Source organism: Burkholderia sp. AU4i (assembly GCF_000466765.1).
Taxonomy (GTDB): Bacteria; Pseudomonadota; Gammaproteobacteria; order Burkholderiales; family Burkholderiaceae; genus Burkholderia; species Burkholderia cepacia.
The window spans coordinates 26034-38469 of sequence record NZ_ASSI01000194.1; the positions used below are offsets into that span (position 1 = coordinate 26034).

Here is a 12436-nt window from a genome sequence, read left to right on the forward strand (position 1 = left end):
GCGCTCGTTGTTCTTTGTTTTTTTCCCACGACGGAAGGCATTCGTATCCGGTGGTACGGCCGGGCTTCAAATCCGGTTAGGGGCGTCAGACGCTCCTGGGTAGGTTCGACTCCTGCTGCCTTCCGCCACGCAACGCATCCCCGACTCTCCGGAATCTACCGATCACCCCCCGGCATATCGCTCGACAGCCGGGCCGCGACCGCGCGCGCGGCCAGATCGAGCAGGAAACCGAGCACGCCGATCACGAGGATCACGGCCGTCAGCTCCGAATACGCGAGGCGGTCGCGCGTGTCGAGAATCAGATAGCCGAGCCCCGCGCTCACGCCGAGCATTTCCGCCGGGACCAGCACGATCCACAAGATGCCGATCGCGAGGCGCACGCCGGTGAGCACATGCGCGGCGATACCCGGCACGTAGATGTGCCAGAGCATTTCCGCGCGCGTCGCGGCAAGGCTTTCGCCAAGCTGGACCCAGCGCCGGTCGAGATGCGCGACACCCGATGCGGTGCTCATCACCAGCGGCCACACCGCGGCGAAAGCGAGCAGAAAATACACCGCGCGATCGCCGACGCCGAGCGACATCACCGCAAGCGGCATCCACGAAAGCGGCGAGATCATGCGAAGAAACTGCAGCGTCGGCGACAGCGTCCGTTCGAGCCAGCGCAGACGGCCGATCGCGAATCCCAACGGCACGCCGACCACGAGCGCCCACGCCAGCCCGACGGCGATGCGCCTGAGGCTGGTCGCCACATGCACGAGCAGCTGATCCTCGGTGACGAGCGACGGCAGCACTTCGAACGCACGCTGCGGCGCGAACTGCGCGGCCATCGCGTTGTGGCCCGCGAGCAGCGTAACGGCGAGCCACCACAGCGCCAGGGCGGCCGCCAGTCCCGCACCGCCCAGCACGATGCTGCGCCAGTGCGTGGACCCGGGCACCGGACGCCGCGCCGCCGCCGACGTTTCCCGAACGAGCACGCTAGACAACGATCGTCTCCTTGCGTGCATAACCGCCATCCTGGCCGAACGCGGACAAGCCACCCAGCGCTTCGATGCTCTTCTTCACGAACCGGTCGTCGACCAGATCGCCGGCGACCCGTTTCGGATCGAGCGACGCGAGGAACTGGCTCGCGCCTTCCACCTGGGTCGTTTTCAACCGGCGTACGAGTTCTTCCGTATAGCTCGGATACGGATACGGCTGGAAGTCGATGCGCTTCACGCCCCAGTTCGCGTGCTGGATCGCGCGATCGCCGAGATAGCGCCCCTGATCGGCTGCTTGCGGCGCGAGTACGCGTGCGAGCAGTTGCGAAGGATGCGGCGTGTAGCGGTTCGGGCCTTCCTTCGACAGCAGCCTGGCCGCCTCTTGCGGATGGGCGCGCGTCCACAGCTGGGCGTTGACGATCGCATCGACGACCTTCTGCGACCACGCCGCGCGTTGCGTCAGGTCCTGCTCGTGCATGAAGATCACGCAGCACGCGTGGTTGCGCCACACGTCGCCCGTGAAGCGGAGAATCTTGCCGATGTTCAGCTGCTCGGCGGCCGCATTGAACGGCTCGGCGACGATATATCCGGCGATCTTTTTCGACGCCAGCGCGGGCGGCATGTCGGACGGCGCCATCACGACCAGGTTGACTTCCTTCGGTCCCGGCTGCCCCGACTGCTTGAGCACGGGCGCGAGACCCTGCGCACGCAGCAGGTCCTGCAGCACGACGTTATGCACCGAATACCAGAACGGCACCGCAACCGTCTTGCCACCGAGGTCCGCCACGGTGTTCACGTCGGGCGCAACCGTCAGCGCAGAGCCGTTCACGTGATTCCATGCGACGACCTTCGCGGGCGCCTTGCTGCCGTAGCGCGCCCACACGGTCATCGGCGACAGCAGATGCACGACGTTGACCTGTCCCGACAGAAACGCCTCGACCAGCTGCGCCCAGCTTCGCAGCAGCGTCGGCTTCTCCGCCTGGATGCCGGCCGCGTCGAAGTAGCCGTTGTTGTGTGCGACGAGCAGCGGCGCCGCATCGGTGATCGGCAGGTAGCCGATGCGCACGGGCGCATTCGGATCGGCTGCCGCGCGCGCGTCGGATGCCTTCAGCAGCGGCGCCGCGCCCGCGACGGTAAAGAGCGACGCGAGCTTCAGCCATTCGCGTCGTGACATCGGTACGTTGCACATGAGGATTCCCCGCTGGTATCGGCCGGATTCAGGCGGCTGCTGAAATCGAGTTCTGCAGCGCCTGGAGAATGGAGATGCGCAGCTCGCCGAGCGAGCGCACTTGCGTGTGCCGCGGCTGCGGCAGTTCGACGGTCCAGCGTCCCACCAGCGTGCCGCGCTTGCCGAGCAGCACGATCCGATCGGCGACGAGCAGCGCTTCGTCGATATCGTGCGTGACGAGAAGCGCAGACGCGCCGGTGTTGCGCACCGCGGCAATCAGGAGCTGCTGCATGTCGGCGCGGGTCACTTCGTCGAGCGCGCCGAACGGTTCGTCGAGCAGCAGCGCGCGCGGCGCCCGCGCGAGGCAGCGCGCCAGCGCGGCGCGCTGTGCCATGCCGCCCGACAACTGCGAAGGCAGCGCGTGCCGTGCATGATCGAGCCCGACGGCGGCCAAAGCGTTCGTCACGCGTTCCTTGCGGTCTGCACGTGTCAGGTGCGGTTGACGCGCGAAGGTCAGCCCGAACCCCACGTTCCGCTCGACGGTGAGCCACGGCAGCAGGCACGGGTCCTGAAACGCGAGGGCGACCTCCGGGCGCGGGCCGTCGACGGGCTCGCCATCGACGCGAATCGTGCCGGATGCGGTTCGCGTCAGGCCGGCGATGGCCCGCAGCAGCGACGACTTCCCGCAACCGCTCGGCCCGAGCAGCGCAACGAGTTCGCCGGGCGCAACCGACAGGTCGACGCCGTTCAGCACGCTGCGCGATCCGTACCGCAACGTGACGCCGTTCGCGACGATATGCGCGCCTTGCGTCATGCTGCCGCCGCCCGTCGATGCCGCGCGAGCTGCGATTTCAACTGCACGAGGCTCGGCGTCACGATCGGGATGAACGACGCTTCGCGCACGCGCCGCGCGCTGCCGCTCTGGCCGCGCAGATAGCCGCGCCCTCCGGTCGCTTGCACTTCGAGCGAGACCGCCTGCGAGACGGTCTCGACGAGCGCGATGCGCAGTTCGAACATCGTCGCGGGCGAGCGGAAGAAGGTGCCGTCGAGCACGCCGCGCTTCAACTGCGCGGCCTGATCGGCGAGCGTCGTTTCGAGTTCGCGAATTTCCGCGCCGAGCGACGCGCGCGACGGCGCGCTGGCATCCAGCGTGGCCAGCAACGCGCGCCGCGCCAGCCCGATCGACATCCCGCATTGCAAGCCGAGAAACGCCGGGCGCACGCGCGCGAGCCAGGCCGGTGCGTCGGCGGCGAGGCGGTACGATTCGTCGAGGACGGTATCGCTCACGCGCAGCGCGGCCGTATTGCTCGCGCGCAGGCCGATCAGGTCGAGATCGTCGCTGCGCTCGACGCCCCGCGCGTCATGCGGAATCGCGAAGACGGACGGCGGCGTGCCGTCGTCGTGATCGAACGCGGCCGCGGCGATGAAGCCTTCGCGCCGCAGGTTCGTGATCCACGGCAGGCTGCCGTTCAGCACGAACGCGTTGCCGCTGCGGGCCGCGTGCATCTGCAACGGCTCGATGTCGGACAGGTACTTCATCGCGTTCGAAAGACCGGTGGCGCCCGCCACTTCGCCGTCGAGCAGCGGCGTCAGCCAACGCGCGCGCAGCGCGTCGTTGTCGCTCTGCAGTACGTATTCGATGAAGGTGCGATGTCCCCACAGCACGAATGCGGCCGTCAATGAGCGTTGCGCGACGGCGGCCACCGTGTCGATCGCGTCCGCGATCGTGCCGCCCGTGCCGCCCATGACCTCCGGCACTCCGACGGCGACGGTGCGCGAGCGCACCAGCTGCGGCAGGATGTCCGCCGCACGCGACGAGTCGACGTCGAGCGCGTCGGCATTTGCTTCGAGCCATGCGTCGAACGCATCGGAGCTCGCCGGCGCGGTCATGCTGCGCGCGCCGTCGGCTCCCAGCGATACGCTTCGAGCTGCGGATTCAGTTCGTTGCGCGCCAGGTTGTTCGCGAAGTTGCAAAGCGTCGCGAGGCTCACGCCGAGTACCACTTCAAGCGCGCCGGCATCGCTGTAGCCGGCCGCCTTGAACGCGGCGAGCGCTTCGTCGGACACGGCGCCGCGCGTCGCGATCACGTCGCGCGTGAACGCGGCGACCGCATCGAGGCGCGCGTCGGACAACGGGCGCTGCGCGCGGACCTCGTCGACGAGCGCGGCGGGCAATTGCGCCTTCTTCAGCGCGACGGCCGTATGGCCGGCCACGCAGAAACCGCAGCCATGAACGGCGGCGGCGGTGATCTGCACGATTTCGCGCTCGGCCAGCGTGAGGCCGCTGCGTGAATTGATTTCACCGACGGTCAGGTACGTTTCGAGCGCAACCGGTGCATTGGCGAGCGCGGCTACGAGATTCGGCAGGAAGCCGTTGGCGGCTTGCGACTTCTGGAGAAACGGGCGGCTGGCTTCGGGCGCGCTTTCGACGGTTTGGAGGGGCAGGCGGCTCATGGCATCCTCGATCGGAAAGCCGTCATTGTTGGCGGCGCCGGTCGAGCCGGCAATGCGCGGCCGTCTCTGTTTCATGCGCGTTTGTCTCGCGTCAATGCACGGGTGTCGCGCCGGTGCGCTCCGGGGCGCGGCGGCAGGTGCCGGGCGGCAGGCCGGTGACGCGCTTGAATGCCTGCGCAAAGGCGGATTCCGACTGATAGCCGACATGCTCGGCCGTGCTGAGCGTGGATGCTCCCTGCCGCAGCATCTCGGCCGCGACCTTCATGCGCAGCAGCGCAAGGAACTGCGCGGGCGGCTGTCCGCATGCCTGCGCGAACTGCTTGCAGAAGCGCGCGCGGGACATGTGGCAAAACGCGGCCATCGTGTGCGTGGTCCAGTCGTCGCCGGGTTTCTCGATGATCGCGCCGACGAGCGGCGTAAATTCGGCGCGCCGCATGACCGACCACAGGCCCGGCGCAAAGTCGTCGCTGCTCGCGACGGCACGGAGTGCATAGAAGAACAGCGCATCCGTCAGACGATTGACGAGCGGCGACGGTGCATCCTGGGCACGCGCCGCTTCGGTGCGGATCAGGTCGAACAGCGTGCGCGCGCCCGCCAGCTTCGCGTCGTCGTGGCGCGCCAGGAGGTGGTCGGGCAGCAGGCCGGCGATCGCGTCGCCAAGATCGGAACGAAACTCGAAGAAACCGCATGCCAGCGCGACGTCGCCCGGTGATGACGCCGGCTCGGCAAGCGGCGTCATCGTGCCGATCCGTACCGTGTATTCGTCGTCGGACGGCGCAATCGCGTCGGGCGTCAGGCAATGCGTCATGTCGTGCATCAGGAACACCGCGTCGCCGGCGACGAGGCGCGTGCTGTGCGCGGCGCGGCCGTTCCGGGCGGGCAGGTGCAACCAGCATGCGCCTTCGAGCACGAGGTGGAAGCTCGCGCGCTGATGGCCGGCCGTCGATGCGCGATAGACGCCGCAATACCGGCCCACGTGAAACAGCGTGCTGCGCAGTTCGAGTCCGGAGAGCAGCCAGTCGGCGGCCTGGTCGGCGGAGTTCGGCATGGTGGGCGAAGGCGGGGAAGCCATTGGGAAGTCGACGGCGGGTTCCGAGCTTAGCGCCGCGACGTTGTGCGGTAAAACAAGCGATCGTGGAATGCATATGGGCGTGCGGCATATGCGTTCTTCGGTGGCCGGCGCCGGCTCGGCCGAGCCGGATTGCCGATCCGTTCCGGCCACTCGCGGATGTGTGGGTACCGACGTCGGCGATACCGGGCACGTTTGCTGGACACCGAGACTGCAATCCGGAGCGGCATCTTTGACAACAACTCGCCCGGGCGGCCGCGATCGATAAAACTTGATCGGTAGAAGCACTAAAGCTTCAATGATTTTTTTCCGGGCTATAGTGGAATCACTGAAGGTAGACGCGGCGTTCTTTGCCGATACCGTTCAGGTAATGACTGTAGACGGGTGCTGCATGCAAAATAAAATCGACAAGACCACCGGACCGATCTGGGGCGTGGCTGCAGGATTGCTTCTCGCGGCCGCAGGATTGAGTCTCGGCATATTCCCGGCGTCCCTGCACGGTTCGGGTAGCGCAAACGACTTCATGGCGTCCGGTGCCGCGATGCTGGGCATCTTCCTCGTTGTCTATTCCACGCGCGAATTGCGCAGAAAACGCATGCACTGAGCGGTCGTGCGTCGCGGGTTCACGACCAGCGACTCGAGCCGGCCGCCGGCCGACCGATGCGCTCGTCCGTCGCGCGCTACGCCTTGCGGATTTCGTGTTGATGGACGAGTTCGACGATTCGCTTCGTCGGAATGCTTGCGCGCAATCCGTCGACGCCGTCGATCGGAAACCACTTGCATTTCTCGATCTCGTTGTTCGCTTGCGGCGTCTGGTCCGGGGCGACTTCCGCGAAGAACACGTGATGGATCTTTGCGAGCCCGGTGAACTGCATCGAATAGACGAGATTCTGGCCGGTTATGCCGGTTTCTTCGGACAACTCGCGATGCGCGGCTTCGAGCGGCGATTCCCCGCGCTTGATCGTGCCGCCGGGAAGGGCCCAGCGCGACGCCGCGCGGGCGACGAGCAGGACTCGTTCACCGCGGTAGCAGACGACGGTCGCGCGTTCCTTGACGGGGACGGCGGGCGTCTCGGGGGCGTTGTTGGGGGCAGGGGCTCGGGGCATGTCGTGATTCTAACCAGCACAAATCGATCGGCCAAGGCGGCATGACCGGGTTTGACCTTTGATCGCCGCCGACACGGGGTCGATAACCCCGGGGTACGTCAAAAGCGCAGTTCGGCGTGCGCGTTTCGTGGGGTGTGGCTGGTGGCTGGTGCCGCGCCGGACGCCCTTGCGATGGCGGGCTGCAGCCGGTTCACGACGTGGTGGCTGTCGTGCGTACGCTGCTGCAATTCTCCGATGCGGCGTTCGTACGGGAACCGGTGATGCCGGCGACAGCGGCCGAGCGGTTCCAGGCGCGCCGCGGCGCCGCGTGGAATCGGGGCAACGGGTGGCGCGAGCGGAGTCGGCCGGTTAGCGATACGCCGATCGCGTTGTCCGCACCGGGCGCCGCGGGTGCCGGCCGGTACGACGCGCGGTGCGGCCCGTCAGGCGTACCGCGCGTCGTGGGGCTCATCCGCTTACTTCTTTTCCGGCAGGAACCAGTTCATCACGAGCGCGCAGATGCCGCCCGTCGCCACGCCCGATTCCAGCACGTTCTTCAGCGCGTGCGGCAGGCTGTTGAGGATGTCCGGCACCTGCGACACGCCGAGGCCGAGCGCGAGCGACACCGCGATGATCAGCAGCGCGCGGCGATCGAGCTGGACGCCCGCGAGGATGTTGATGCCCGATGCGGCCACCGCGCCGAACATCACCATCGCCGCGCCGCCGAGCACGGGCTCCGGCACGGCCTGCAACACGCCGGCGACGACCGGGAACAGGCCGAGCACCACGAGCATGCCCGCGATCCAGATGCCGACGTGGCGGCTGGCGACGCCGGTGATCTGGATCACGCCGTTGTTCTGCGCGAACACCGAGCTCGGAAACGTATTGAACACACCGGCCAGCAGCGAGTTCGCGCCGTTGACGAGCACGCCGCCCTTGATCCGCTGCATCCACACCGGGCCTTCGACCGGCTCGTTCGAGATCTTGCTGGTGGCCGTGACGTCGCCGATCGCTTCGAGCGACGTGACGAGGTAGATGATCAGCATCGGCACGAACAGCGACCACGAGAAGCCGATGCCGAAGTGCAGCGGCGTCGGGACCTGGAACAGCGCGGCCTGGTGCATGCCGGTGAAGTCGAGGCGGCCGAGGAACGCGGCCGCGAGATAACCGATGACGAGCGCGATGACGAGCGCGGTGCTGCGCACCCACACGATCGGCACGCGGTTCAGCAGGATGATCGTACCGAGCACGAGGCCCGACAGCGTCAGGTTCTCCGCGCTCGCGAAGGTGCCGTTGGCCATCGCGCCGAAGCCGCCGCCCATGCTGATGAGGCCGACCTTGATCAGCGTGAGGCCGATCAGCAGCACGACGATGCCGGTGACGAGCGGCGTGATCAGGCGCTTCACGAACGGCAGGATGCGCGACACGCCCATTTCGACGAACGACCCGGCAATCACGACGCCGAAGATCGCGGCCATCACGGTTTCGACCGGCGTGCCTTGCTTGACCATCAGGCTGCCGCCGGCGATCAGCGGGCCGACGAAGTTGAAGCTGGTGCCCTGGACGATCAGCAGGCCGGCGCCCAGCGGGCCGAAGCGCTTGCACTGGACGAAGGTGGCGATGCCGGAAATCACCAGCGACATCGACACGATGAGGGTCGTATCGCGGCTGGACACGCCGAGCGCCTGGCAGATCAGCAGGCCGGGCGTGACGATCGGCACGATGATCGCCAGCAGGTGCTGCAGCGCTGCGATGAAGGCGACCATCGGCGCCGGCCGGTCGTTCGGGCCGTAGACGAGGTCGCGGGCCGCACCTGCGGCGTCGGCGCCATGGGCGGCGGGTTGGGCGGAGGAGGCGGGTTGCATGGCGAGCGGGCCGGACAAGGTGGAAAGTGCGGCATTTTAGCCGAACGGCCTGCCGCCGCCGCCGGGGGCGCCGCAATAGAGGGAATTCGGCGGATCGGGAAAACGGTGGCGGTTCGGCACCCGGGCGGCCGTGACCGCGACGCCCGCCGGTCAGCGGGGTCGCCGCGATGCGCGCGCGGCCGAATTGGCGGCCGAGTTGGCGGTCGCGGCGGTCGTCGCATGGAACCCGGGCAGCCCGGGAATCCGCTGCTCCATGAACTGCAGGAACGTGCGGGTCCTGAGCGGCAGATACCGGCGCGACGCATACACGAGGTGCAGCGCATGCGGCGGCACCATGTCCCACTTCGGCAGCAACCGGACGAGTTGACCGCTGTCGATCAGGTCCTGAACCAGCCACGCCGGCCCGCTGCCCACCGCGTTCCCGGCGAGAAAGCATTCCCGCAGCGCCATCGAGCTGTTTACGCGATACCGGCCGCGCACCGGAACGGCGACCTGCTCGTCGCCGCGGGCGAATGCCAGTTCGTTGCCGATGTCCGCGCGTGCGTAGCCGACGTACGCGTGCCGCGCCAGGTCTTCCGGCCGGCGGAGCCTCGGTGCCTGCGCGACGTACTTCGGCGTGGCGACCAGCAGGCGGGGCGACGACGCGATGGGGCGCGCCACGGCATCCGGCGGCAGCAGGTGGCCGAGGCGAATGGCGACGTCGACGCCTTCTTCGACCAGGTCGATCACGCGATCGGTCAATTGCAGCTCGACCTCGATCTCCGGCCATGCGGCGAGGAATTCGAGCACGAGCGCATTCAGCCTCAGCTCGCCCAGCCCCAGCGGCGCATTGACGACCAGCTTGCCGACCGGCCGCACCGTTTGCCCGCGCACCTCGGCCACCGCGCTCGCGTATTCGTCGATCACGCGCTTGCAGCGATCGTAGAACCGGCGGCCTTCGTCGGTGGGCGCGAGGCTCGTGGTCGAGCGTTCGAGCAGGCGGACGCCCAGTTCCTTTTCGAACGCGGCGACGATCTTGCTGATCGTCGGCTGGCCGGTACCTTCCTCGCGCGCGACCGCCGAGAAATTGCCGAGCTCGATGGCGCGGACGAACACGCGCATGGATCGCAGCGATTCCATCTTATTCCTTTTTGGAATGAACCCTATTCAAGTCTCCCACGTTCCTGCGCAATGGAGAATGACCTAACGTTTGCGAACCTTCAATCCCTGATGAGGAGTCGACATGAACGAGGCAACGCAATCTTCGGCACTGGACGGTGCGCACGTCGTGATATTCGGCGGAAGCTCCGGAATCGGCCTCGAGGCCGCGGCCGCCGCGAAGGCGAAAGGCGCGAGCGTCACGCTGGTCGGCCGGACCCGCGCGAAGCTCGAGGCCGCCGCGCAAGCGATCGGCGGCGCGCGCATCGCGGTGGCCGACATCGCGGACCGGCAGGCGGTGCAGGCCGTATTCGACGCGCTCACGCGCGTCGATCACCTGGTCGTCACGGCCGGCCGGTTCATTGCGGGCAAGCTGAACGAGACCGATCCCGATCATTTGCTCGCCGCGCTGCAGGAACGTATCGCCGGGCCGGTCTACGCGATCCGGGCCGCGTTGCCGCTGATGCCGGCAACCGGCTCGATCGTGCTGACCGGCGGGCAACTGTCGGATCGTCCGGCCGCCCACGGCACGTCCGTCATCGCCGCCGCCGTGCGCGGCGTCGAGGCGCTGGCGCAGTCGCTCGCGCTGGAACTGAAGCCGATTCGCGTGAACGTCGTCGCGCCCGGCTTCGTCGAGACGCCGCTCTACGACGCGTTCGGCGCGGAAGCGCGCGACACGATTCTCGCGGGTGCGGCGTCGGCTTTGCCCGGCGGCCGGGTCGGGCGTGCCGATGAAGTGGGGGAGGCGATCGCGTTCCTGCTGGGCAACGGCTTCATGAACGGCGAGATCCTGCACATCGACGGCGGCGGCCGGCTGGTCTGAACCGCGTGTCAGCCTGCGGCGCGCGAGCCGGTGCGGCGTGCCGGCGGGCGCGATGTGTGCGATGTGTGCGGTGTGCGGGAATCCGGATACGCGCGCTGGCAGACGGCGATGACCGCATCGCGCAGGCGGCGATGCACGGGGTCGCCGTGCATGCGCGGATGCCACAGCGCGGAAACGAGGATCCCGGGCAGGCGCACCGGGATCTCGAAACTGCGCAGCCCGAGGGCGTCCGTAAGCCCAGGCGAGAACGCGTTGCCGAGGCTCGAGCGCGGCACGAGCGCGATCAGGTCGGTGCTGGCCGCGACACGCATCGCATCGGGGTAGCCCGGTACGACGACGCGCACGGTGTCGCCCTGGCCGTCCCCGCCGGCCGGGTCGTCGGCCGGCCCGCCGAAATCGCCGAGCTGCGACGCGATCACGTGACGGCAGGCCGCATAACGCGCGGGCGTGATCCTGCCCGATGCGAACAGCGGATGCCCGGCGCGTGCCACCGCGACGTGCCAGTCGTGAAACAGCATGCGTGTGTGCAGTTCGGGCGCATCGTCGCCGCGTTTGCCGATTTCCAGATCGACGGCGCCGTCGCGCAGCGCTTGCGGATCGCGGTCGGGTTTCGGGACGAAGCGGATGCGCACCTGCGGCGCGATTTCGCCGAGTGCGGCGACCACCGGGCCGGACAGCATTTCCATGAACGATGCGGCCGCGCGGATGGTGAACGTGGACGCGTGCGTCGCCAGATCCACGTCGGCCGTTGCAGGCCGCAGCACCGCGCGCGCATCGGTTGCGATCGCGTGCACGCGGTCGCGCAACGCGGCTGCGTGCGGCGTCGGCACGAGCTTGCGCCCGGCGCGCACGAGCAGCTGATCGCCGGTGGACACCCGCAGCCGCGTGAGCGTGCGGCTCATCGCGGACGTGCTCAGGCCGAGCCGGCGCGCGGCGCCGGTCACGCTGCCTTCCGACAGCAGCACGTCGAGCGCGGTGACGAGGTTCAGGTCGATGTCTTCCATGGCGACAGGATACGCCACCGGACGATGTGACATGGCGTTTGGTGCAACTATGGTTTGAGTCGGGTGCGTCTGGTGCCTGTCGTGATGCGCACCTATAGTGGCTGCATGACGCAACCCGGCAAAGGCGGACACCATGCAATCGACTGTATCGAGTAAAAACGCACCGACGATCCTGCTCGTCGCGGCCTCGCGCGGCCTCGGGCTCGCGATGGCGGAGCAATTCCTGGGCAAGGGCTGGAGCGTCACGGGCACCGTGCGCGAAGGATCGGGGCGCACGCGGCTGCATGACCTCGCCGACCGGTTCGACGGCCGGCTCGACATCGAGACGCTCGACATCTGCGAGCCGGCGCAACTGGCGGCGCTGCGCAAGCGGCTGTCGGGCCGGCGCTTCGACATGCTGTTCGTGAATGCGGGAACGACGAACGAGCCGACCGAAACGATCGGCGAAGTGACGACCGACGAGTTCGTGCGCGTGATGGTCACGAATGCGCTGGCGCCGATGCGCGTGATCGAGACGCTGCAGGATTGCGTGACCGCGGACGGCCTGATCGGTGCGATGTCGTCGGGGCAGGGCAGCGTCGCGAACAACGTCAGCGGGATGCGCGAGGTCTATCGCGGCAGCAAGGCCGCGCTGAACCAGTTCATGCGCAGCTTCGCGGCGCGCCATGCCGATACGCGGCGTGCGATGGTGCTGATGGCGCCCGGCTGGGTCCGCACGGAGCTGGGCGGGCCGGATGCGCGCCTGACGATCGAGGAAAGCGTGCCGAGCCTCGTCGACGTGCTGGTCGCCAAGCGGGCGCGCCCGGGGCTCGAATATCTCGACTATCTGGGGCGCACGGTGCCGTGGTAATCGTC

13 protein-coding genes and 1 tRNA gene are annotated in these 12436 nt (G+C 68.0%); 4 read left to right on the forward strand and 10 right to left on the reverse strand.

Annotation, left to right across the window (positions count from 1 at the left end):
• Window positions 1-32: 32 nt before the first annotated feature.
• A tRNA-Sec gene (locus L810_RS34855) sits at window positions 33-128 on the forward strand.
• Between the two features lie 27 nt (window positions 129-155).
• On the opposite strand, the gene L810_RS34860 is transcribed toward L810_RS34855, so the two are convergent.
• The 6 genes from L810_RS34860 to L810_RS34885 all read right to left on the reverse strand — a co-directional run bounded on the left by L810_RS34860 (window position 156) and on the right by L810_RS34885 (window position 5670).
• Window positions 156-1004, reverse strand: coding sequence for an ABC transporter permease (locus L810_RS34860; RefSeq protein ID WP_042977440.1), 849 nt, complete (start codon window positions 1002-1004; stop codon window positions 156-158).
• Window positions 976-2166 (reverse strand): ABC transporter substrate-binding protein, encoded by a 1191-nt coding sequence (locus L810_RS34865; RefSeq protein ID WP_021162871.1) that lies wholly within the window; start codon window positions 2164-2166, stop codon window positions 976-978. The genes L810_RS34860 and L810_RS34865 overlap by 29 nt, the downstream gene beginning before the upstream one ends.
• A 28-nt stretch (window positions 2167-2194) precedes the next feature.
• Window positions 2195-2959, reverse strand: a complete 765-nt coding sequence (locus L810_RS34870) for an ABC transporter ATP-binding protein (protein ID WP_021162872.1) — start codon at window positions 2957-2959, stop codon at window positions 2195-2197.
• Complete coding sequence (locus tag L810_RS34875; RefSeq protein WP_021162873.1) at window positions 2956-4035, reverse strand: acyl-CoA dehydrogenase family protein; 1080 nt, start codon at window positions 4033-4035, stop codon at window positions 2956-2958. Before L810_RS34875 ends, L810_RS34870 begins: the two co-directional genes overlap by 4 nt.
• Complete coding sequence (locus L810_RS34880) at window positions 4032-4598, reverse strand: carboxymuconolactone decarboxylase family protein (protein WP_042977455.1); 567 nt, start codon at window positions 4596-4598, stop codon at window positions 4032-4034. Before L810_RS34880 ends, L810_RS34875 begins: the two co-directional genes overlap by 4 nt.
• Before the next feature lie 91 nt (window positions 4599-4689).
• Window positions 4690-5670 (reverse strand): AraC family transcriptional regulator, encoded by a 981-nt coding sequence (locus tag L810_RS34885; RefSeq protein WP_224051379.1) that lies wholly within the window; start codon window positions 5668-5670, stop codon window positions 4690-4692.
• A gap of 388 nt (window positions 5671-6058) precedes the next feature.
• On the opposite strand from L810_RS34885, the gene L810_RS34890 reads away from it, so the two are divergent.
• Complete coding sequence (locus tag L810_RS34890; RefSeq protein ID WP_021162876.1) at window positions 6059-6271, forward strand: hypothetical protein; 213 nt, start codon at window positions 6059-6061, stop codon at window positions 6269-6271.
• Window positions 6272-6347: 76 nt separating this feature from the next.
• On the opposite strand, the gene L810_RS34895 is transcribed toward L810_RS34890, so the two are convergent.
• From L810_RS34895 to L810_RS34905, 3 genes are all read right to left on the reverse strand, one after another.
• Window positions 6348-6773, reverse strand: coding sequence for an NUDIX hydrolase (locus L810_RS34895; protein ID WP_021162877.1), 426 nt, complete (start codon window positions 6771-6773; stop codon window positions 6348-6350).
• 455 nt (window positions 6774-7228) lie between these two features.
• Window positions 7229-8617, reverse strand: a complete 1389-nt coding sequence (locus tag L810_RS34900; RefSeq protein WP_042977444.1) for a nucleobase:cation symporter-2 family protein — start codon at window positions 8615-8617, stop codon at window positions 7229-7231.
• 150 nt (window positions 8618-8767) lie between these two features.
• Window positions 8768-9736: a LysR family transcriptional regulator gene (locus L810_RS34905; protein WP_021162879.1), complete on the reverse strand. Its 969-nt coding sequence runs from the start codon at window positions 9734-9736 to the stop codon at window positions 8768-8770.
• A 103-nt stretch (window positions 9737-9839) separates the two neighbouring features.
• Between L810_RS34905 and L810_RS34910 the strand changes: the two genes are divergently transcribed.
• Window positions 9840-10577: an SDR family oxidoreductase gene (locus tag L810_RS34910; protein WP_021162881.1), complete on the forward strand. Its 738-nt coding sequence runs from the start codon at window positions 9840-9842 to the stop codon at window positions 10575-10577.
• Window positions 10578-10585: 8 nt separating this feature from the next.
• On the opposite strand, the gene L810_RS34915 is transcribed toward L810_RS34910, so the two are convergent.
• On the reverse strand, window positions 10586-11581 hold the full coding sequence (locus tag L810_RS34915) for a LysR family transcriptional regulator (RefSeq protein WP_021162882.1): 996 nt from the start codon (window positions 11579-11581) through the stop codon (window positions 10586-10588).
• Window positions 11582-11714: 133 nt separating this feature from the next.
• Here L810_RS34915 and L810_RS34920 point away from each other — a divergent pair, with 133 nt between their 5' ends.
• Window positions 11715-12431, forward strand: coding sequence for an SDR family oxidoreductase (locus L810_RS34920; protein WP_021162883.1), 717 nt, complete (start codon window positions 11715-11717; stop codon window positions 12429-12431).
• Window positions 12432-12436 lie beyond the last annotated feature (5 nt).